This window comes from Rhodoplanes sp. P11 (assembly GCF_964266735.1).
GTDB classification, from domain to species: Bacteria; Pseudomonadota; Alphaproteobacteria; order Rhizobiales; family Xanthobacteraceae; genus Rhodoplanes; species Rhodoplanes serenus.
In genome coordinates, this window is record NZ_CAXWGY010000001.1 from 146,366 (window position 1) to 167,019 (window position 20,654).

The 20,654-nt window shown below is 71.0% G+C and carries 15 protein-coding genes and 2 pseudogenes; 6 read left to right on the plus strand and 11 right to left on the minus strand.

Features of this window, described 5'->3' with window-relative positions; all coding sequences use genetic code 11:
- Positions 1-52 precede the first annotated feature (52 nt).
- Positions 53-2,200, plus strand: coding sequence for a pseudouridine synthase (locus ACFQUV_RS00710; protein WP_129610451.1), 2,148 nt, complete (start codon positions 53-55; stop codon positions 2,198-2,200).
- On the plus strand, positions 2,200-2,754 hold the full coding sequence (rsmD, locus tag ACFQUV_RS00715) for a 16S rRNA (guanine(966)-N(2))-methyltransferase RsmD (RefSeq protein WP_129610449.1): 555 nt from the start codon (positions 2,200-2,202) through the stop codon (positions 2,752-2,754). The genes ACFQUV_RS00710 and rsmD overlap by 1 nt, the downstream gene beginning before the upstream one ends.
- A gap of 54 nt (positions 2,755-2,808) precedes the next feature.
- Here rsmD and ACFQUV_RS00720 read toward each other — a convergent pair whose 3' ends face one another.
- Both ACFQUV_RS00720 and ACFQUV_RS00725 read right to left on the minus strand, forming a co-directional pair.
- Complete coding sequence (locus ACFQUV_RS00720) at positions 2,809-3,822, minus strand: tripartite tricarboxylate transporter substrate binding protein (protein ID WP_165364064.1); 1,014 nt, start codon at positions 3,820-3,822, stop codon at positions 2,809-2,811.
- A gap of 132 nt (positions 3,823-3,954) precedes the next feature.
- Positions 3,955-4,950 carry an MBL fold metallo-hydrolase gene (locus ACFQUV_RS00725; RefSeq protein ID WP_129610445.1) on the minus strand — a complete coding sequence of 332 codons (996 nt, stop codon included), beginning with the start codon at positions 4,948-4,950 and terminating at the stop codon, positions 3,955-3,957.
- 128 nt (positions 4,951-5,078) lie between these two features.
- Between ACFQUV_RS00725 and ACFQUV_RS00730 the strand changes: the two genes are divergently transcribed.
- Positions 5,079-5,990 (plus strand): LysR family transcriptional regulator, encoded by a 912-nt coding sequence (locus ACFQUV_RS00730; protein WP_129610443.1) that lies wholly within the window; start codon positions 5,079-5,081, stop codon positions 5,988-5,990.
- 42 nt (positions 5,991-6,032) lie between these two features.
- On the opposite strand, the gene mutL is transcribed toward ACFQUV_RS00730, so the two are convergent.
- The gene (gene mutL / locus ACFQUV_RS00735) at positions 6,033-7,895 is read right to left on the minus strand and encodes a DNA mismatch repair endonuclease MutL (RefSeq protein ID WP_129610441.1); all 1,863 of its coding nucleotides are present in this window, start codon (positions 7,893-7,895) and stop codon (positions 6,033-6,035) included.
- A 238-nt stretch (positions 7,896-8,133) separates the two neighbouring features.
- Between mutL and ACFQUV_RS00740 the strand changes: the two genes are divergently transcribed.
- Positions 8,134-9,453 carry a dicarboxylate/amino acid:cation symporter gene (locus tag ACFQUV_RS00740; RefSeq protein WP_129610439.1) on the plus strand — a complete coding sequence of 440 codons (1,320 nt, stop codon included), beginning with the start codon at positions 8,134-8,136 and terminating at the stop codon, positions 9,451-9,453.
- Positions 9,454-9,484: 31 nt separating this feature from the next.
- Here ACFQUV_RS00740 and arfB read toward each other — a convergent pair whose 3' ends face one another.
- The 8 genes and pseudogenes from arfB to ACFQUV_RS00780 form a co-directional block, all read right to left on the minus strand.
- Entirely contained in the window at positions 9,485-9,904 is a 420-nt protein-coding gene (gene arfB, locus ACFQUV_RS00745) for an alternative ribosome rescue aminoacyl-tRNA hydrolase ArfB (protein WP_129610437.1), read from the minus strand.
- Positions 9,905-10,022: 118 nt separating this feature from the next.
- A complete protein-coding gene (locus ACFQUV_RS00750; protein ID WP_244601663.1) occupies positions 10,023-11,411 on the minus strand; it encodes a pitrilysin family protein in 1,389 nt (462 codons plus the stop codon).
- Positions 11,408-12,826 carry a pitrilysin family protein gene (locus ACFQUV_RS00755; protein WP_244601662.1) on the minus strand — a complete coding sequence of 473 codons (1,419 nt, stop codon included), beginning with the start codon at positions 12,824-12,826 and terminating at the stop codon, positions 11,408-11,410. Before ACFQUV_RS00755 ends, ACFQUV_RS00750 begins: the two co-directional genes overlap by 4 nt.
- 161 nt (positions 12,827-12,987) lie before the next feature.
- Positions 12,988-13,749, minus strand: a complete 762-nt coding sequence (locus tag ACFQUV_RS00760) for a hypothetical protein (RefSeq protein WP_129610434.1) — start codon at positions 13,747-13,749, stop codon at positions 12,988-12,990.
- 73 nt (positions 13,750-13,822) lie between these two features.
- Positions 13,823-14,335, minus strand: coding sequence for a signal peptidase II (gene lspA / locus ACFQUV_RS00765; RefSeq protein WP_129610432.1), 513 nt, complete (start codon positions 14,333-14,335; stop codon positions 13,823-13,825).
- 40 nt (positions 14,336-14,375) lie between these two features.
- Positions 14,376-16,080 (minus strand): annotated as a pseudogene (locus tag ACFQUV_RS00770) (class I tRNA ligase family protein); the annotation flags it as partial.
- A 1-nt stretch (position 16,081) separates the two neighbouring features.
- Positions 16,082-17,607: pseudogene (locus tag ACFQUV_RS00775) on the minus strand (class I tRNA ligase family protein); the annotation flags it as partial.
- Positions 17,608-18,011: 404 nt separating this feature from the next.
- A complete protein-coding gene (locus ACFQUV_RS00780) occupies positions 18,012-19,022 on the minus strand; it encodes a bifunctional riboflavin kinase/FAD synthetase (protein ID WP_129611005.1) in 1,011 nt (336 codons plus the stop codon).
- A gap of 400 nt (positions 19,023-19,422) precedes the next feature.
- Here ACFQUV_RS00780 and ACFQUV_RS00785 point away from each other — a divergent pair, with 400 nt between their 5' ends.
- The gene (locus ACFQUV_RS00785) at positions 19,423-19,806 is read left to right on the plus strand and encodes a response regulator (RefSeq protein WP_129611006.1); all 384 of its coding nucleotides are present in this window, start codon (positions 19,423-19,425) and stop codon (positions 19,804-19,806) included.
- Positions 19,807-19,862: 56 nt separating this feature from the next.
- Complete coding sequence (locus tag ACFQUV_RS00790) at positions 19,863-20,564, plus strand: protein phosphatase CheZ (protein ID WP_111387761.1); 702 nt, start codon at positions 19,863-19,865, stop codon at positions 20,562-20,564.
- The last annotated feature ends 90 nt before the right edge of the window (positions 20,565-20,654 follow it).

Here is a 20,654-nt window from a genome sequence, read left to right on the forward strand (position 1 = left end):
TCCTCTGCCCGAACTCTGCTATCAGGCTCGCTCCTTATCCAAGACAGAGATCATGACCGACAAGCCCGAACCCGAAGACGCCGCGCCGGAGCGGCGCCCCGCCCCGCCCGATGGCGAGCGCATCGCCAAGGTGATGGCGCGCGCCGGCCTGTGCTCGCGCCGCGACGCGGAGGCGTGGATCGAGGCGGGTCGCGTCGCCGTCAACGGCACGATCATCACCTCGCCGGCCCTCGACGTGACACCGCAGGACCGCATCACGGTCGACGGCGACCCGCTGCCTGAGGCCGAGCGCACCCGGCTGTTCCTCTATTACAAGCCGGTCGGGCTGGTGACGACGAGCCACGACCCCGAGGGCCGGCCGACCATCTACGACTCGCTGCCCGACGACCTGCCGCGGCTGATCAGCATCGGCCGGCTCGACATCGCCAGCGAGGGGCTGCTGCTGCTCACCAACGACGGCGGCCTCGCCCGCATGCTGGAGCTGCCGGCGACCGGCTGGCTGCGCCGCTACCGGGTGCGGGCGCACGGCACCGTCGATCCGGCCGCGCTCGACGCCCTCAAGAACGGCATCGAGGTCGACGGCATCCAGTACGGCTCGATCGAGGCGACCCTCGACCGCACCCAGGGCAGCAATGTCTGGCTGACGATGGCGCTGCGCGAGGGCAAGAACCGCGAGGTCCGCAACGTCCTCGATGCGCTCGGCCTTCAGGTCAACCGGCTGATCCGGGTGTCGTACGGGCCGTTCCAGCTCGGCGAGCTGGTCGACGGCGAGATCGAGGAGGTGAAGACCCGGGTGCTACGCGAGCAGCTCGGCGAGCGGCTGGCCGCCGAGGCGGGCTGCGACTTCGACGGCCCGCGGGCTCCCCGCGGAGCGCCGCCACGGACGGCGCCCGACACCGACAGCCGGCCGCCCCGGCGCGGCCGCGACGAGCGCGGCGAGCGCCGCTCCGGCGATGATCGTGGCGAGCGCCGTTTCGGCGGCGGGCGGCGCGACGCCGAGCGCGGCCGTGACGAGCGCGGCCGTGACGAGCGTGGCCGTGACGAGCGTGGTCGTGACGAGCGTGGTCGTGAGGAGCGCGGCGGCGATCGGCCCTACCGGCGGCCGCGCGACCGCGACGAGCGGCCGGAGACGCCGTTCGTCCGGCCGCGCCGCGGCAACACCTGGCGGGCCGACGACGCCCCGGTGCGCCGTCACTACAAGGGCGGCGATCGCGCCACCATCCGCCAGGAGCCACCGGCCGGCGAGAAGCGCGAAAGCCTGCTCACCGACCGCAAGGGCCGCGCCGTGCCGGTGGAGCGGTTCGGCGACCCCAAGCCGGCCGTCGAGGAGGCTCCGCGTCCCTCGTTCCGTGACCGGCCGTTCCGCGACAAGCCGTTCCGTGACCGCGAGGACCGCCCCCGGAGCGACCGGCCGTTCCGCGAGCGCCCGGGCGGCGATCGCCCGTTCCGCAGCAAGGGGCCGGGCGGCGGCAAGCCGTTCCGCCCACGCGAGGACGGCGACAGGCCGTTCCGCGAGCGCTCGGCCGGGGACCGCCCGTTCCGCGAGCGATCGGGCGACGACCGGCCGCCGCGGGGCGACCGGCCGTTCCGCGAGCGTCCCGCCGGAGATCGCCCGTTCCGGAGCAAGGGGCCGGGCGGCGGCAAGCCGTTCCGGTCGCGCGAGGACGGCGATCGGCCCTTCCGTGAGCGCCCGGCCGGGGACCGCCCGTTCCGCGAACGATCGAGCGACGACCGGCCGCCGCGGGGCGACCGGCCGTTCCGGCCGCGCCAGGAGGGAGACAGGCCCTTCCGCGAGCGTCCCGCCGGGGATCGCCCGTTCCGCAGCAAGGGGCCGGGCGGCGGCAAACCGTTCCGGCCGCGCGAGGACGGCGATCGGCCCTTCCGTGAGCGCCCGGCCGGGGACCGGCCGTTCCGCGAGCGTCCCGCCGGGGATCGCCCGTTCCGCAGCAAGGGGCCGGGCGGCGGCAAACCGTTCCGGCCGCGCGAGGACGGCGATCGGCCCGGTGGCGGGCGCCCCGGCGGCTTCGGCGGCAAGCCTGGTGGCTTCAAGGGTGGCCCCCGCAGCGACCGCCCGGGTGGCTTCAAGGGGGGCGGCTTCAAGGGCAAGCCGGGTGGCGGCCGTCCCGGTGGTGGCCGCCCCGGCGGCGGTGGCCGGCCCGGCGGGCGCCCAGGCGGCAAGCCCGGATCACGGGGCGGGTGATGCGCATCGTCGGTGGCCAGTTGCGCGGGCGCGGCCTCGCCGGCCCGCGCTCGCAGGCGATCCGGCCGACCAGCGACCGCCTGCGCGAGTCGCTGTTCAACATCCTGGTCCACGCCTACGACGACCCGGTCTCCGACGCGCGCGTGCTGGACCTGTTCGCCGGCACCGGAGCGTTGGCGCTCGAGGCGATGTCGCGCGGCGCCGCCTTCGCCCTCATGGTCGACGACGGCGCCGAAGCGCGCGCCCTGATCCGCCAGAACGTCGAGGCGCTGGGACTGGCGGCGACCACGCGCATCTTCCGCCGCGACGCCACCAAGCTCGGCACCGCGCATCCGCTGGCGCCGTTCTCGCTGGTGTTCCTCGATCCGCCCTATGGCCGTGGCCTCGCGGTCCCGGCCCTCACCGCCGCGCGGGCCGGCGGCTGGCTCACCCCCGCCGCCCTGGTGGTGGTCGAAGAGACGGCCGACGCGCCGCTGCCGCCGCTCGACGGTTTCGCGGCGCTCGACCGCCGCGTCTACGACGACACGGCGATCAGCGTTCTTCGCGCCGCGTGACGGGCCGGCACACCGGCGGCCGGCACGCCGGCACGCCGAGGATGAGCGCGCGCCCTACTCCACCTTGAGGCCGGCCGCCTGGATCGGCGGCGCCCAGCGGGCGATCTCCTCCTTCACATAGGCGGCCAGGACCTCCGGCCCGCGCCGCTCCGGCGGCACGATGGACAGGCCGAGCTCGTCCAGCCGCTTCCTCACCAGCGGGTCGTCGAGCGTCTGGGCGACCGCGGCGGCGAGCTTGCGGACGATCGCGTCGGGCGTGCCCTTCGGCAGGAAGATGGCGTTCCAGGCATTGGCCTCGACGCCCGGCAGCCCGGCCTCGGTGGCGGTCGGCACGTCCGGCAGGATCGGCGAGCGGGTCGGCGCCAGGACGGCGAGCGCCTTGACGTTCTTCTCCTTCACCTGCGGCAGCGCCGTCTGGATCGAGTCGCACATGTAGTCGATGCGGCCGCCGATGACGTCCTGCATGGCGGGCGCGGCGCCGCGATACGGCACATGAGTCACCGTCGCGCCGATCGCCTGGTTGACCAGGAGGCACGGCACATGGGTGGCGGAACCGAGGCCGCCGGAGCCGAAGCTCATGGCGGCGTGGTTCGCCTTCACATAGGCGGCGAAGCCCTTGAGATCGTCGATGGGGAGCGTCTTGCGGGCGACCAGGAGGCGCGCCGACTCGGTGGTCAGCCCGACCGGCGCGAAGTCGGTCACCGGATCGTAGAGCGGCTTGGCATACAGGGTGGGGTGATAGGCGTGGGTGCCGACATTGCCCATCACGAAGGTGTAGCCGTCCGGAGTGCCGCGGGCGATGCGCTGCGCTCCCAGCGCGCCGCCGCCACCGCCGACATTCTCGACGATGACGGTCTGGCCGAGGATCTCGCCGAGCCGCTGGGCCTGCACCCGGGCGATTACGTCGATCGGGCCGCCGGCCACGAACGGCACGATCAGGGTGACGGGCCGCGTCGGCCAGCTCGTCGCCGCGTCCTGAGCGGCCGCCGGCAGCCCGGCGGCAGCGAGCCCGGCCACGAGCGCGAGCGCGGCAGCCCGTCGGGCCGCCGCCTCGAAGAATCGTCGCATGTGAATCTCCATCACGAACAGTCGGTATCGCGGACGGTGAGTGACACGAGGAACGATGTCAGGAAGGCAAATGTCACGAAGCAGGTGTCACGAAGCAGGTGTCACGAAAAGTCGGTCACACCGGAACGACCGTCACAGCGTCGGGCTCCACGGCACCAGCACCTCGCGATAGCCGGGGCCGCTGCGCTCGACGCGGGCGAGCGCCGGGAACGGATAGTGGAAGCCTTGCACGAGCATCCGGTCGGCGACCAGCATGTCGTAGACCCTGCGGCGAGTCGCCTCGGCCGCCACCGGATCGACGTCCAGCATGAAATGCCAGCCCGGATGGCGGGCGAACAGCGCGGGCGCGTGGGTGACGTCGCCCTGCACGTAAACGCTCCGGCCCGCCGAGGCGACCACCAGCGAGGTGTGGCCCGGCGTGTGGCCGGGCGTGGCGAGCGCGGTGACGCCGGGCACGATCTCGGCGTCCCACTCGTAGGTGCGCAGCCGCTTCAGCACCTCGCCGGCCATCACCCGGCGGACGTTGCGGAAGCCGTCCTGCACGCGCGGCCGGCCGGTGCGGCTCATCTCGCCGTCGTCCATCCAGAAGGCGTGCTCGCGCGCCGGCGCCAGCACCTCGGCGTTGGGGAAGGCCGGCGTGCCGTCGGCGCGCAGAAGGCCGTTGATATGGTCGCCGTGATAGTGGGTCAGCACGACGGCGTCGATCTGCTCGGGCGTGATGCCGGCAGCCGCGAGGTTGATCAGGAAGCGGCCGTTGAGCCCTTGGCTCGTCCGGAAGGCGGCTTCGCCAGTGCCGGTGTCGACCAGCACTAGCCGCGATCCGGTGTTGATCAGGATCGGATTGTAGGGGCCGGCATAGACGGTGGTGTCCATGGCGGCGGCGGCGAGCGCCGCCTGCACCTCCTCCTTGCCGGCATTGGCGACGAAGCCGTCCACCAACGGCATGCGGCTGACGCCGTCGTTCACCACCGTGATCTCGATGTCGCCGACCTTGTAACGATAGAAGCCGGGCGCCTGCTGGCCGTTCTGCGGCGCGGCGGCCGGAGCCGGAGACGGCACGGCGCCGCCGACGACGGCGACGGCGAGGCCGGCGAGCGCGGTGCGGCGGGTCAGGACGGGCGGCAGCATGGCGGGCTCCGGACAGGGAACGCGAGACGGCGAGGCGCCGAGACTAGGGACGCCTTGCCCATTTGTGAAATCGATCCTATCAATCATCCCCATTCAGCGGATGAATAGCGCCGGGAGCCGCCGCATTGGTGCGCGACATCGATCTCAACCTGCTGCGGGTGCTCGACACGCTGCTCGCCGAGCGCAGCGTCACCCGCACCGGGCAGCTGCTGGGCCGGTCGCAGCCGGCGGTCAGCAATGCGCTGCAACGGCTGCGAGCCGCACTCGGCGACGATCTCCTGGTGCGCGGGCCGGACGGCCTGGTGCCGACGCCGCGCGCCGAAGCGCTGCGTGGGCCGCTGCGCGACGCCATGACCCTGATGGCGGACGTGCTGCGCGCCGGCGCCGCGTTCGATCCGGCGGCGTCCGCGGCGCTGTTCCGCATCAGCACGCCGGACCGCCAGAGCCTGGCGGTGGTGCCGTCGCTGGTCACCCGGCTGCAACGGCTGGCGCCCGGCACCACCCTGCATGTGATGACCGCCGACCGCCAGCACGCCCTCGACCTCCTCGACGACGACCGCACCGATCTGGCGCTCGGCTGGATCGACGGCGAGCCCCACCATCTGCGCCACGAGGTGCTGATCGAGGAGAGCCTGTATTGCGTGTTCCGCCGCGGGCACCCGCTGCTCGCCCGGCGCAGGCGCCTCGACATCGCCGGCGTGCTGTCGTTTCCGCATGTGGTGGTCAGCGCCACCGGGACCCGCACCGCGATCTTCGACGATCTCCTGGCGGCGCGCGGGCTGTCGCGGCGCGCCCTCGTCACCGTGTCGAACTTCACGGCGGTGCCGCAGCTTCTCGCCGGCAGCGACATGGTCGGCGTGTTCACCCGGCTCGCCGCGCGGGTGTTCGACTCCGCCTTCGGCCTCGCCACCCGGCCGGTGCCGCTCGACGTCGGCCGGCTGCCGACCCGCATGGTGTGGCACGCCCGCTTCGACCGCGACCCGGCGCACGCCTGGCTGCGCGAGCAGGTCCGCACGATCTACCGGGATTTCCGGAGCTGATCAGGACGCGGGAATGCCGGCATCCCGCTGATCGGCAGCGCCTCACCGTCGCCCGAACAGGCGCTCGATGTCGGCGAGCGTCAGCGTCACATAAGTGGGCCGGCCGTGGTTGCACTGGCCGGCGTTCGGCGTCGTCTCCATCTCGCGCAACAGCGCGTTCATCTCCTCGGGCTTGAGCCGGCGCCCGGCGCGGATCGAGCCGTGACACGCCATCGTGGCGGCGACGTGCATGAGCCGCCGTTCCAACGGCAACTGATCGTCCCACTCGGCGAGATGCTCGGCGAGATCGTGCACCAGAGCGGCGGCGTCGAGCCGGCCGAGCAGGCCCGGCGTCTCGCGCACCGCCACCGCGCCGGGGCCGAACGGCTCCAGCACCAGGCCGAAGCGGGCGAGATCGTCGGCGCGCGCCGTCAGGCGATCGACATCGGCGTCGTCGAGCTCGACGATCTCCGGCACCAACAGGATCTGGCGAGCGATGCCGCCGGCCGCGAGCGCCGCCTTCATGCGCTCGTAGACGATGCGCTCGTGGGCGGCGTGCTGGTCGACGATGACAACGCCGTCGCGGGTCTGCGCCACGATATAGGTCTCGTGGAGCTGGGCGCGGGCGGCGCCGAGCGGCCGATCGAGCCCGTCGGGCGTCGCCGCATCCGCCGTGCCGGCTGGCACCGGCGCGAGTGCGGCCCGCGCATCGGCGCTCGGCCCGCCGATCGCGAAGGCCGCCTGCACGGCCTCGGCGAAGCCCCCCGCGGGCGTCGCCGCGCCAGCATCGCCGCCCGGCCGGGCCGGCGAGCCGCGCCAGTCCCAGCCCACCGCGGCCCCGCGCTCCGCCGGCCAGCCGGGCCGCGGCGCGAGCCCACCCGGCCGGAACGCCGCCACCGTGGCGCCGCCGCCGGTGCTGGCCGCCCGCCCCGACTCGCGGGTCAGCGCGTCGAGCAATGCCCGCACCACGGTGGAACGCACCAGGCCGGCGTCGCGGAAGCGCACCTCGGCCTTGGCCGGATGGACGTTGACGTCGACCTCGTGCGGATCGACATCGACGAACAGGGCGAGCACCGGATGGCGGTCGCGGGCGAGATGGTCCGCATAGGCGGCCCGCACGGCGCCGTGGAGCAGCTTGTCGCGCACCGGCCGGCCGTTGACGAACAGGTACTGCGACAGCGCATTGGCCTTGCTGAAGGTCGGCAGCCCGGCGAAGCCCTCGACGAACAGGCCGTCGCGGCCGCCGCGCACCGACACCGCGTTGGCGGCGAAGTCGGCGCCCAGCACGGCACCGAGCCGCGCCAGCCGACCGGCCGCGTCGGGCAGCGCCGCCGGGAAGGTCAGCGGCGCCCGCTCCTCGCCGGCCAGCGTGAAGGCGACGTCGGGCCGCGTCATCGCCAGCCGCCGCACCACGTCGCGGATCGCCTCGGTCTCGCTACGCTCGGCCTTGAGGAACTTGAGGCGCGCCGGCGTCGCGTAGAACAGGTCGCGCACGTCGACCCGGGTGCCGCCGGCGAGCGCCGCCGGCTTCGGCTCACCCTTCAGGCCGCCTTCGACCGCGAGCGTCCAGGCGTGCGGCTCGGCGGCGTGCCGCGTCGTCAGCGCCAGCTTCGCCACCGCGCCGATCGACGGCAGCGCCTCGCCGCGGAACCCGAGGGTGCGGATGTCGAGGAGATCGTCGTCGTCGAGTTTGGAGGTGGCGTGGCGCTCCACCGCCAGCACCAGGTCGTCGCGGCTCATGCCGCCGCCGTCGTCGGTCACCGTGATGCGCCGCCGACCGCCGCCCTCGGTGATCACGTCGATGCGGGTGGCACCGGCGTCGAGAGCGTTCTCCACCAGCTCCTTCACGACGCTGGCGGGACGCTCGACGACCTCGCCGGCGGCGATGCGGTTGACGACGGCCTCGGTGAGCTGCCGGACGGGCATGGACGACTCGCGGTTCGTGGGTCGGTTCACTTTAAAGCGGAATGGTCGGCAGAGCGGAATGGTCGGCCTCCGCTCCAGACGTTACGGCACGGGCACATCCTGGACGTGTCCCGCACCGCCGCACCGATCGAGGCGTGCCGCCGGCTCGATCCTGTACTTGGGTTGTAGGATTTCCCCCAAGATTGCACCGAGATATCGGGCGTGACAGAGTTTCGGCCACGTCGCAAGGGGACTGATCATGAAGCAGCACAACAAACTATTACTTGGCTTCGTGTTGGGTGTCGGCTTCGGCCTGCTGGCTTACTACTATCTACCGGCGAAACAATACCCGTTCATGACAACGTTCAGCGAAGTCATGACGTTCATCGGCGCCATCTTTCTGCGCATGATCTTCATGATGGTGGTGCCACTGATCCTGTCGGCGCTGATGCTCGGCACGATGGAACTGGGCAAAGGCGCGGGTCTTGGCAAAGTCGCCGGCCGATCGCTGCTCTTTACTATCCTGCTGAGCGGCACCTCGGTGATCATCGCCGTGGTCCTGACCAACATCCTGCGGCCCGGCGCCGGGCTCGACTTCGACAAGGCGGCGCTCGCGTCCAACGCCGGCGTGCTGTCGATCCAGCGCAATGTCGCGGCCACGCAGGGCAAGCCGTGGTATCAGTATATTGTCGATCTCTTGCCGCAGAACCCGATCGACTCCGCGGCGCGCGCCTTCTCGGGTGAGATCGTCGCCGTCATGGTGTTCGCGCTGTTCTTCGGCTGGGCGCTGAGCACCGTCATCAAGAGCGACAATCACCCCACCAAGCAGGTGCTCGAGTCGATCTTCCAGGCGTGCATGAAGATCATCGGGCTCGCCATGATGATCGCGCCCTATGCGATCTTCGGCATCGTGTTCAACACGGCCTACCGGATGGGCGCCGGCTTCCTCGGCAACGTCGCCTTCTACGCCTTCGTGGTCGTGCTCGGCCTGTCGATCCAGTTCCTGATCGTCTACAGCCTGATGATCCGGGTGGTGGCGCGCACCTCGCCGCTCGGCTTCTTCGCGCAATGCAAGGAGGTCTATCTCTACGCCTTCTCGACGGCGTCCTCCAACGCCACCCTGCCGGTGGCGCTCGCCTGCGCCGACAACATCCTCAAGCTGCCGCCGAAGATCTCGCGCTTTGTGCTCACCATCGGGGCGTCGGCGAACCAGAACGGATCGGCGCTGTTCGAGGGCGTCACCGTGATCTTCCTGGCCCAGGTCTACGGCATCGACCTGTCGATCGGCCAGCAGGTCATCGTGGTGCTGATGTCGATGCTGGCCGGTGTCGGCACCGCGGGCGTGCCGGGCGGCGCGCTGCCGCTGATCGTGGTGGTGATGATCCAGGTCGGCATTCCGGCCGAGGGCATCGGTCTGATCATCGGCGTCGACCGCTTCCTCGACATGTGCCGCACCACCCTCAACGTCGCCGGCGACCTCGTCATCGCCAAGCTGGTGACCTCGACGGTGGACGAAGGCACGCTGTCGCGCATGCGGGAGGAGCCGACCACGGAGGACCAGCCGGCCGCCGCGGCCTGACGCAACGACGGGATGCCAGGGCCGCGCCCGATCACTCCTCGGGACGGCCCTGGCGCCGGCTCTTGATGGCGCCCCGATGCTTCTTGGCGTCGACCCGGCGCTTCTTCGAAGCGAGCGTCGGGCGGGTCGGGCGGCGCGGCGTCGGCCGCACCGCCGCCTCCTGAATCATCGCGATCAGCCGCTCGCGGGCGTCGGCCCGGTTGCGCTCCTGGGTGCGGAAGCGCTGCGCCGTGATCACCAGCACGCCATCGGTGGTGAGGCGACTGCCGGCGAGCCGCATCAGGCGGATCGCCACGTCGTTCGGCAGCGACGGCGAGCGCCGCACGTCGAAGCGCAACTGCACCGCCGTCGCCACCTTGTTGACGTTCTGGCCGCCCGGCCCGGAGGCGCGGACGAACTCCTCGACGAGCTCCGTCTCGTCGAGAGCGATATGGTCGGTGACCCGGATCATGGCGCCGTTGAAGGCGAGACGCCGCCCGGGGTCAAGCCCGGACGCCGTCGGCAGACAAACAGACAGCGTGGCGGCCGAGGCTCCGGCGCTCCGGCGCTCCGGCGTCCGGGGCGCCCGCTTACTGGCCGCGCACGGGCGGCGTCGGCGGCGGCGGCGGCGCGGCGGACGCCGGGCCAGGGGCGGCGGCGGCCGCCGAGCGCCCCGCCACGGCGGCGAGGAACGGCCCGGAGAGGAAGCGCTTCGCCACCCGCTTCGCGTCGTCGAGCGTCACCGCCTCGATCATGGCGTTGCGGCGGTCGATGTAGTCGATGCCGAGATCGTCGAGCTGGATCAGCACGAGCTGGTTGGCGACCTTCAGCGAGGTGTCGAAGGACAGCGCGTAGGAGCCCTTGAGGAACGACTTCGCCTGGGTCAGTTCCTCGGCGCTCGGCCCCTGCTCGGCCATGCGGCGGATCTCCGCCTCGATCACCGCCATCGACTGGTCGACCCGGTCCGCCCGCGTCGCCGTCGAGACGAAGAACAGCGCGGCGCTCTTCAGCGGCACCAGTGACGAGGAGACCCCGTAGGCCAGGCCGCGCTCCTCGCGCACCTCACGATAGAGCCGCGACGAGAACGAGCCGCCGCCGAGAATGTGGTTGACCACATAGGCCGGGATGAAGTCGGGATCGTTGCGGGGAATGCCGATCCCGCCGAGCAGCAGGGTCGACTGCGGCACGTCGATGTCGACCGGAACGCGGCGGCCGAGATCGGCCGGCACGGCCTGCGGCACCGGCACGAGCTGCGCCTTGGCGGGCAGCGCCCCGAACACGTCGTCGACGAGGCGCGCCACCGTCTCGGCATCGATGTTGCCGACCACGGCGATCTTCAGGTTGTCGCGGGCGAACACGCGGGCCGCATAGCCCTTGAGGTCGGCGATCCCGATCGCCTGCACGCTGTCCACCGAGCCGCGGTTGATGCGGCCGTAAGGGTGGCCGGCGAACGCCGTCTCCCACCATGTGCGGCCGGCCATCTCGCCCGGATTGGTGCCGTCGCGGCGCAGCGCCGCGAGAATGTCGGCGCGGATGCGCTCCACCGCCTCGGGATCGAAGCGCGGCGCCGTGAGGGCGAGGCGCAGGAGCCCGAACGCCTCGTCGCGGTGCTCGGTTAGGGTGCGCAGCGAGCCGACCACGCTGTCGCGATACGCGGTGGCGTTCAGCTCGATCGCCTTCGACTCGAGCCGCCGGTGGAACGCATGGGCGTCGAGGTCACCGGCCCCCTCGTCGAGCAGCGACGCCACCATGTTGGCGAGGCCGCCGCGGTCGGCCGGGTCCTGGGCGGCGCCGCCGCGGAACGCGAACTCCATGGCGACGAGCGGCACCGACGGGGCGCGCACCAGCCACGCCTCGATGCCCTTGGGAGTGACGACCCGCTCGATGGTGGTGGCGCGGGCCGGGCCGGCGGCGGCGAGCAGCACCACCGCGACGACACCGAGCAGCGCCGCCGCGGTCTTCCGGAACACCGAATTCACGATCGCTTCTCCTCGCCGGTCGGCGGAGACTTGATGAGGTAGCCCGTGGCCGAGCGCCGCTTGTCGAGCCAGACGCGCGCCGCGTCACGGACCTGCTCGGCCGTCACCGCCCGCACCCGCTCGGGCCAGCTCAGCACGTCCTGCACGGTCGAGCCGGTGGCGAGCGCGGTGCCGTACCAACGCGCCATGCTGGCCTGGTTGTCCTGGGCATAGACGGCATCGGCGATCATCCGGGTCTTGGCCCGCTCCAGCTCGTCGGCCGCGACACCGCCGGTGATGATCTCGTCGATGACGGCGTCCGTCGCCTTCTCCAGCTCGGGCAGCGCCACCTCCGGGGTCGGTCGCGCATAGACGCCGAGCCGGGTCGCGTCGAGGGCGGAGCCCTGGTACCAGGCGCCCGCCCCGGTGGCGATGCGCTTCTCCACCACGAGGCGCTGGTAGAGCCGGCTGTTGGGGCCGCTGCCGAGGATCTGGGCGAGCACGTCGAGCGCCTCGGCGTCGCCGCGCTTGGCGGTGGCGTAGGACGGCACCAGATAGCTGCGGTTGAGGCTCGGCTGGGCGACGCGCGGATCGTCGAGCGTAACCTGGCGGACGGCGGCGGGCGGCGGCTCCTGCGGGCGCTTGCGGACGGTGAGGTCGCCGCGCGCCGGAAGCTTGCCATAGGTCGCCTCGGCGAGGCGGCGGACCTCGGCCGGATCGACGTCGCCGGTGACCACCAGCACGGCGTTGTTGGGGCCGTAGAAGGTCCGGTAGAAGGCGAGCGCGTCGGCGCGGTCGAGCTTCTCGATCTCGCCCCGCCAGCCGATCACCGGCCGGCCATAGGGATGGTTGAGGTAGAGCGCGGCGGCGACCTGCTCGCCCATGCGGGCGTCGGGGCTGTTGGCGACCCGCATGTTGTACTCTTCCAGCACCACGTCGCGCTCGGGCAGCACGTTGGCGTCGGTGAGCACCAGCCCGGTCATGCGGTCGGCCTCGAAGGCCATGACCTCGCCGAGATACTCGCGCGGCACCCGCTGGAAGTAGCCGGTGTAGTCGCTGGTCGTGAAGGCGTTCTCCTGGCCCCCGATGGTGGCGAGCATCTTGGAGAAGCGCCCGCTCGGGTTCTTCTCGGTGCCCTTGAACATCAGGTGCTCGAGGAAGTGCGCGATGCCGGACTTGCCGGGCGGCTCGTCGGCGGAGCCGACCTTGTAATAGACCATGTGGGTGACGACGGGCGAGCGCCGGTCCGGCACCACGACCACCTGAAGCCCGTTCGGCAAGGTGAACTCGCTCGGCCGCAGGGCGCCGCCCGCGCTGTCGCCGGAGGACGCGGGTGCCGCCGGAGCGGCCGGCGGCGACGCCGCGGTCGCGGCAGCGGCCGGCGGCAGCGCCAGCGCGGCGGCGAAGGCGAGCGACATCACGGCGGAGCGGATCATGCGGCGGCCTTTCGTTGCAACCCGCCGGCAGTGTTCGGGGAAATGCCGGCGCGGCTCAAATGACAAATCGGTCAGGTAGCGGCCGAAACCGAATGCCCGAAACGCAAACGCGCACGACCCGGGGCCGTGCGCGCCTTGCGTGTGACGAGGTGCGGCGCCGCTCAGCGGGTCTCGGCGCTGCCGACCGCGGCGTCCATGGGGTTCGCCGGCTTGGCCCGCTCGGTGGACTTGCCGACCCCGTAGGGCTGGTTCGGCGACGGCGTCAGGTAGCCGGGTGGCGGCTGGGTGAGATCGGTGCGGCGCGGCTCCTTGTCGAAGGAGCCGTACTCCTCCTTGGGCTCGGCCCCCATCAGCGAGCGCCAGCTGAACAGGCCGCCGCCATAGCCGAGCTCGGACGGCTTCACCGGATTGATCGCCTCCTCGGTCGGCTTCTGGCCGGCCGCGGGGGCCGCGGCGGTGCGCGAGGCGCCCTGCCGGTTCAGCTCGCGCGGCGACAGCGAGCGCGCCTCGTCCTCCCAGTCGATCGACTTGCGGGCGTTCTGCTTCGCCTCGCGACGGCGCTTGACGTCGGTGTCCTCGGGCCAGGCCGGGTTCCGCTCCACCACCGAGGCGGTTTCGGGCGGCGGCAGGTCGCGGCTCGGCGGCACCACCAGGGGCGACCGCTCCCGATACTCGATGTGATTCTCCTCGCCGGGCTTCCTCAGTCCGAGCCCCCGCATGATGCTGCGGAACATCTTGACGTCCGGCAGCTCGTCGTCCTCTTCGGCGCGCACCCGGTCGCCGCCGCTGCCGATCAGCAGCAGCATCGACAGGGCGCCGGAGAGCACCATCCGCAGCGCGGCCTTGCGCGTCGGCAGGCGACGCGCGACCGGCAGGCGCGTGAGCGGCTGGTGCGCGAGAGCGCGCGTCAGGAAAGCTCGCATTTCGTTCCCCCATGCCGAGCCGCCTCCAGGTTGTGGACCCCGGATGACGACCAGCCTTCTTGTATATCCGGGATCAGGGCGCTTTTGCGGCGTCCGGGGCGCCCCACAGCGCCTCGTAGAGCAGCACAAGGACGCCCGCCACGATCGCCACGTCGGCGAGATTGAAGACATACCAGCGGACCGTCCAGGTCGCAGTGGTGAGGTGCAGAAGCACGAAATCGAACACCGCCCCGAAGCTCGCGCGGTCGATGGCATTGCCGATCGCACCGCCGATGATGAGGCCGAGAGCGAGCGCGGTCGCCCGCGTCTCGGCTCGCGCCAGCCACACCCCCAGCAGCGCCACCGCCGCCACCTTGACGCCGAGCAGCGCCCATTGGCCGAGCGGCCCGGACTGCGGGAACAGCCCGTAGCTGATGCCGGTGTTCCACACCACGACCAAATCGAGCACCGGCAGCAGCCGCAGTGGCGCCCGCGCCGGCAGATCGAAGCCGTAGAGCAGCCACAGCTTGGCGGCCTGATCGAGCGCCACAGTGGCCACCACGGCAACAAGCCCGGGCCGGATGAAGCGGGACAGCCGGACCGTCATGGGAACCGGCTCCGCACCGTCGTGCGCGGGCTCGAACGGCTCATTCCGCCGCCGGCGCGATGGCGTCGAGCTCGCGCAGCGCCTGGGCGTCGCGCGGGGTCACGTCGGGATACTCCGGATCGGTGCCGACCATCGGCGAGATCTTCCACGAGCGCGCGCATTTGCGGCCCTCGGCCCGGCGCGGCAGCACGGCGACACCGGGCACCTCCGGCAGCCGGAAGGCATCGTCCGGTCCCTCGCCTTCGATCAGCGACGCCCCCGAGGTGATGCAGATCTCGGCGAGATCGAGATCCACCACGGCACGGAAGAGATCGTCGTCCGCCACATAGACCAGCGGATCGGCCTCCAGCGACGAGCCGATGTGCTTGGCGGCGCGCTCCAGCTCCAGCGCCCCGGTGACGACGCGGCGCACCGCGCGCGCCTTGCGCCAGGTCTCGGCCAGTCCCTCGTTGCGCCACGTCGCCGGCACGTCCGGGAAGGTCTCGAGATGCACCGAGCCGTCGAGCCCGGGATAGCGTGCGAGCCACGCCTCCTCGGCCGTGAAGCAGAGGATCGGAGCCAGCCATGTCACGGTGCAGCGGAAGATGTGGTCGAGGACGGTGAGGCACGCCTTGCGGGTCACCGACGAGATCGGATCGCAGTACAGCGCGTCCTTGCGGATGTCGAAGTAGAACGCCGACAGGTCCACGGTCATGAACTGGCTCAGGACCGCGAAGATGCGCTTGTAGTCGTAGTTGGCGTAGGCGTCGCGCACCGTGGCGTCGAGCTCCGCCAGCCGGTGCAGCATGTAGCGTTCGAGCAGCGGCATCCGCTCGATCTTGACGCGATCCTCCGCGCGGATGTGGGCGAGGTTGCCGAGCATCCAGCGGATGGTGTTGCGCAGCTTGCGATAGGTGTCGACCGTGGTCTTGATGATCTCGGGGCCGATGCGCTGGTCGTCCCAGTAGTCGCAGGAGCCCACCCACAGCCGCACGATATCGGCGCCGTGCTGCTTGATCAGATCCTGCGGCGCCACCGTGTTGCCGAGCGACTTCGACATCTTGCGGCCCTGCTCGTCGAGCGTGAAGCCGTGGGTGACGACGACGTCGAAGGGGGCGCGGCCACGGGTGCCGCACGACTCCAGCAGCGACGAGTGGAACCAGCCGCGGTGCTGGTCGGAGCCTTCGAGATACATCACCTGGTCGCGGCCGCCGTCGACCTTGCGGCGAATGCCGGCGAGGCTCGGGAAGCTCTTCGGGTCCTCCAGCACGAAGGCGTGGGTGGAGCCGCTGTCGAACCAGACATCGAGAATGTCGTCGACCTTCTGCCAGCCTTCGGCGGCCCGCTCGCCGAGGAAGCGCTCGCGCGCTCCCGCGGCGTACCAGGCGTCGGCGCCTTCCTGCTCGAAGGCCGCGACGATGCGGGCATCGACCGCCGCGTCACGCAGGATCTCGACCTCGCCGTGGCCCTTCTCGCGCACGAACACGGTGATCGGCACGCCCCAGGCGCGCTGGCGCGAGATCACCCAGTCGGGCCGGCTCTCGATCATGCCGGTGATGCGGTTGCGGCCCTGCGGCGGCACCCAGCGGGTCGCCGCGATGGCCTTCAAGGCGCGGGCGCGCAGCGTGTCGCCGGGGGCCGCTTCCTTCACCTCTCCCCAGGGGGGAGAGGTCGACGCCGCAGGCGTCGGGTGAGGGGGTTCGCGCCGTCGAGAGGTGGGCGGGGGGGGGGGGGGGGGGGGGGGGGGGGGGGGGGGGGGGGGGGGGNGTCCCAGTCGTCGCAGGAGCCCCCCTCGCGACGGCGCGCACCCCCTCACCCGGTGCCCGCGCCGTTTGCGCGGGCCCCGACCTCTCCCCGGCGGGGAGAGGTGCAGAGGAGGCCGACGCCGCGATGTCGCGGTCCATGGCGATGAACCATTGCGGCGTGTTGCGGAAGATCACCGGCTTCTTGGACCGCCACGAGTGCGGATACTGGTGCTTGAGTTTTCCGCGCGCCACCAGCATGCCGGCGTCCACCAGTGCCTTGATCACCGTCTCGTTGGCGTCGCCCTTCTCGCCCTTGTCGGTGATGACGCGGCGGCCCGTGAAGCCCGGCGCGTCCTCGGTGAAGCGGCCGTCGGCATCGACCGTGTAGGGGATCTTCGACGAGATGCCGCGCTGCTCCAGCCCGCGAGCGTTCGCCATCCAGATGTCGAAGTCCTCGCGGCCGTGGCCGGGCGCGGTGTGGACGAAGCCGGTGCCGGTGCTGTCGTCGACATGCTCGCCGTCGAGCAGCGGCACCGCGAAGTCGTAGCCCATCGCCTTCAGCGGATGATCGCAGACGAGATCCGCCAACACATCGGCCGGCACCGTCCGCACCTTCTCATAGGCGGCGACGCGGGCCTTCTCGAACACGTCGGCGGCGAGATTGTCGGCGAGGATCAGCAGATCGCCGGGCTTCGCCCAGTTGTCGGCCGGGGCGTCGACGACGCGATAGAGGCCATAGGCGATCCGGTGCGCATAGCTGATGGCGCGGTTGCCCGGCAGCGTCCACGGGGTGGTGGTCCAGATGACGACGGCGGCGCCGTCGAACTCACCTCCCCCCGCCGGGCGGGGAGAGGCAACCGGGAACTTCACCCACACGGTATCGGACGTGTAGTCCTCGTACTCGACCTCGGCCTCGGCCAGCGCGGTCTTCTCGACCACCGACCACATCACCGGCTTACTGCCGCGATAGAGCGTGCCGTTGTCGGCGAACTTCATGATCTCGCGGGCGATCTGCGCCTCGGCCGCGAACGTCATGGTGGTGTAGGGATTGGCCCAGTCGCCGACCGCGCCGAGGCGCTTGAACTCCTCGCGCTGCACGTCCAGCCAGTGCTCCGCATAGGCGCGGCACTCCTGGCGGAACGCCACCATGGCGGCGGGGTCGGAGAGATCCGGCTTGGCCTTGCCCTTCTTGCGGTAGTGCTCCTCCTCGATCTTCCACTCGATCGGCAGGCCGTGGCAGTCCCAGCCCGGCACGTAGTTGGAGTCGAAGCCGAGCATCTGCTGCGAGCGCGTCACCAGGTCCTTGAGCACCTTGTTGAGCGCGTGGCCGATGTGGATGTGGCCGTTGGCGTAGGGCGGCCCGTCGTGCAGGACGAAGCGGGGCCGGCCCGCGGCGGCGCGGCGCAACCGGCCGTAGAGGTCGAGCGCCTCCCAGCGGGCGAGGATCTCCGGCTCCTTCTGGGGCAGACCGGCCCGCATGGGGAAATCGGTCACCGGCAGGAACAGGGTTTTCGAGTAGTCGCGGGTCGAGGTCGAGGCGTCGGTCATGGCGCGCCGTTCTAACAAGGCGTCGCCGCTCCGGGAAGGGCAAAGGACCGCCCGGGCCTGCCCGGACCTTCGGCATCCGTGTCCCGGACGCGCCGCGGCGCGGTCGCGGTCGGGGTGAGGGGCGCTTCGTGAGTCGGGGAGCCGCGCCCCCTCACCCGGCTCGCCGCTCCGCGTCTCGCCGACCTCTCCCCGCCAGCGGGGAGAGGTGAGCACCGACAGACGCCCAAAGGCTGGACCACCCGATCGCCCGGCGGCCCTCCCTCCCTTCGCTCATCGCCCCGCGGTAGCCCTCCCTCTCCCCGCCTGCGGGGAGAGGGTCGGGGTGAGGGGCGCTTCGTGAGTCGAGGGGCCGCGCCCCCTCACCCGGCTCCCCGCAGCGGGGAGAGGTTCAAAGAGCGGTCGCCCTATCCCTGCTTCAGGACGCCCACGTCGGCGAGCTGCGGGAAGGCGTTGCCGGCACCGGCGAGGATCTGGCGGGCGGTCTTCGAATCCTCGTTCATTCGATCCACCAGGTCGGCGGTCGAGCGGAACTTCAGCTCCGGGCGCAGGAACGCATAGAAGGCGACGTCCAGCGTCTTGCCGTAGAGATCGCCCTTGAAATCGAACAGGAACGCTTCGAGCAGCACCACCCCGGTGTCGAACATCGGACGGCGGCCGAAATTGGCGACGCCGTCGTAGCGGCGGCCGTCGACCCCGACCCGCACCGCATAGACGCCGTGGCGCAGCTTGCAGTTGGGATCGAGCTGGATGTTGGCGGTCGGATAGCCGAGATCGCGGCCTCGGCTGGCGCCATGCACCACGATGCCGCTCTGGAACCAGGGATAGCCGAGCAGCCGCCAGGCGTGCTCGACCTCGCCGCGCGTCAACGCCGAGCGCACCGCGCCGGACGACACCCGCTCGCCGGCATCGAGCAGGGGCGGCGCGATATCGACCGTGAAGCCGAGGCGGCCACCCTCCTTGGTCAGAAACTCGGTGGTGCCGGCGCGATTCTTGCCGAACTGAAAGTCGAAGCCGGCCGCCACCCCGGCGACCTTGTAGCGCTCGACCAGGATCTTGGCGACGAAGTCGGCCGCCGAGAGCGAGGCCAGCGCCTTGTCGAAGCCCATCACGATCGCCCCGTCGAGCCCGGTGGCGGCGAGCAGCCGCACCTTGCCGTCGAGGCTCGACAGCCGGAACTCCGGCGTCTCGGGATCGAAGACGGCGCGCGGATGCGGCTCGAAGGTCATCGCGGCGGCCGGGCGGCCGAGCGCGTGGGCGCGCGCCTGGGCGGCCGCGATGACGGCGCGGTGACCGCGATGTACGCCGTCGAAATTGCCGAGCGCCACCACGGCGCCGGCGAGGGCGTCGGGCGCCGGCTCGCCGAGGCGGTCGCGGACGATCCGGAACGACGTCGCGGGATAGGAGATGTCGGTCATGGCAGCGGCACGGTCACGGGTTGCGGACAGGCGTCGAAGAACCGAGGGCGGACGGTCGCGGCGAGCGGCGGCCGGCGCGCCTCCGGCGGGCGGAAACGGCACTCGGACAGCGGGTCGGAAACGGTCTCCGGCAGGTTCGGATTCTGCGGTTAACGGTTCTCGACGGTCGCTTCTAAATCACGACGAAACTTACCTCTTTTCGATTCCGCCAAATCCCTTCCGATGGTTTTCGGGGGGTTCCGAACAGGCTCGATTAACCGGATGTTCAAGGGGCGCTGGTACCGTCGATCCAGTGGGGAGAGACCTGGGTGTATCTCGGGCGGTGGGACCTGTCCACATCACTGCACAACAGCGTCAGGACACCGCGCGCACCCGGTTTTATGCGTAACGGAGAGAGGACATGGCTGTCGACCTTTCGATGCCGGTGCTCGTCGTGGACGACTACAACACGATGATCCGGATCATTCGCAATCTGCTCAAGCAGATCGGTTTCGAGGACATCGACGACGCCGCCGACGGCTCGGCCGCGCTCGGCAAGATGCGCGAGAAGCGTTACGGGCTGGTGATCTCCGATTGGAACATGGAGCCGATGACGGGCTACGAGCTCCTCAAGGAGGTCCGCGCCGATCCCGGCCTGTCGAAGACCCCGTTCATCATGGTGACGGCCGAGTCGAAGACCGAGAACGTCATCGCGGCCAAGAAGGCCGGCGTGAACAACTACATCGTCAAGCCCTTCAACGCCCAGACCTTGCAGAGCAAGATCCAGGCGGTGTTCGGCGATTGAGGGGGACTGCCGGTGGCGGTGACGATCCGCGCCGGCCGCATGGGAGCAGACTCGCCATGGCGAGGGTCAAAACGCAGCAGCTCGAAAGCTTGATCGAGTGCCTGCACGACAAGCGGCGCGAGGACGTGTCGCTGGCCGATGTGCTGTCGCTGGCGGAGATCACCGCGCAATCCTTGCAGGTGTTCTTCGAGACGATGGACACCGCGGTCTACCGCGAGATGCGCGAGATCGCCGGCTACATCGAGCGGATGCGCGGCGAGATCGGCGCGCTCCAGGCCGACGAGCTGAAGAAGAACCGCATCCCGGCCGCCGGGCAGGAGCTGGGCGCCATCGTCAAGGCGACCGAGGGCGCCACCAACACCATCATGGAATGCGCCGAGACGCTGATGGCGGCCGATGCGAGCGATATCGCGGCCTATCAGGCGCTGGTGCAGGAGAAGATGGTGGTGATCTTCGAGGCCTGCTCGTTCCAGGACATTACCGGGCAGCGCATCGCCAAGGTCATCGAGACGCTGCAACACATCGAGACGCGGGTGACGCGCTTCGCCAGCGCGGTCGGCAGCTCGAAGGGCGCCGCCTTCGTCAGCGACGACGAGCGCAAGGCGGCCGAGCGCAGGGAGCGCCTGCTGCTCAACGGGCCGCAGCTCGACGGCGAGGGCATCGACCAGAACACGGTCGACGACCTGTTCTCGAAGCCGACCCCGGCCAAGCAGCCCGAGTGCAGCAACCAGTCGTCGATCGACGCGCTGTTCAAGTAGCGGGTCGGAGGCATTCTCCGGCGGGGCGCGGGCTCCGGCTCGCCGCCGAGAATGCGTCGCCCGGACCAAGTTTCGTCGGACATCATGATG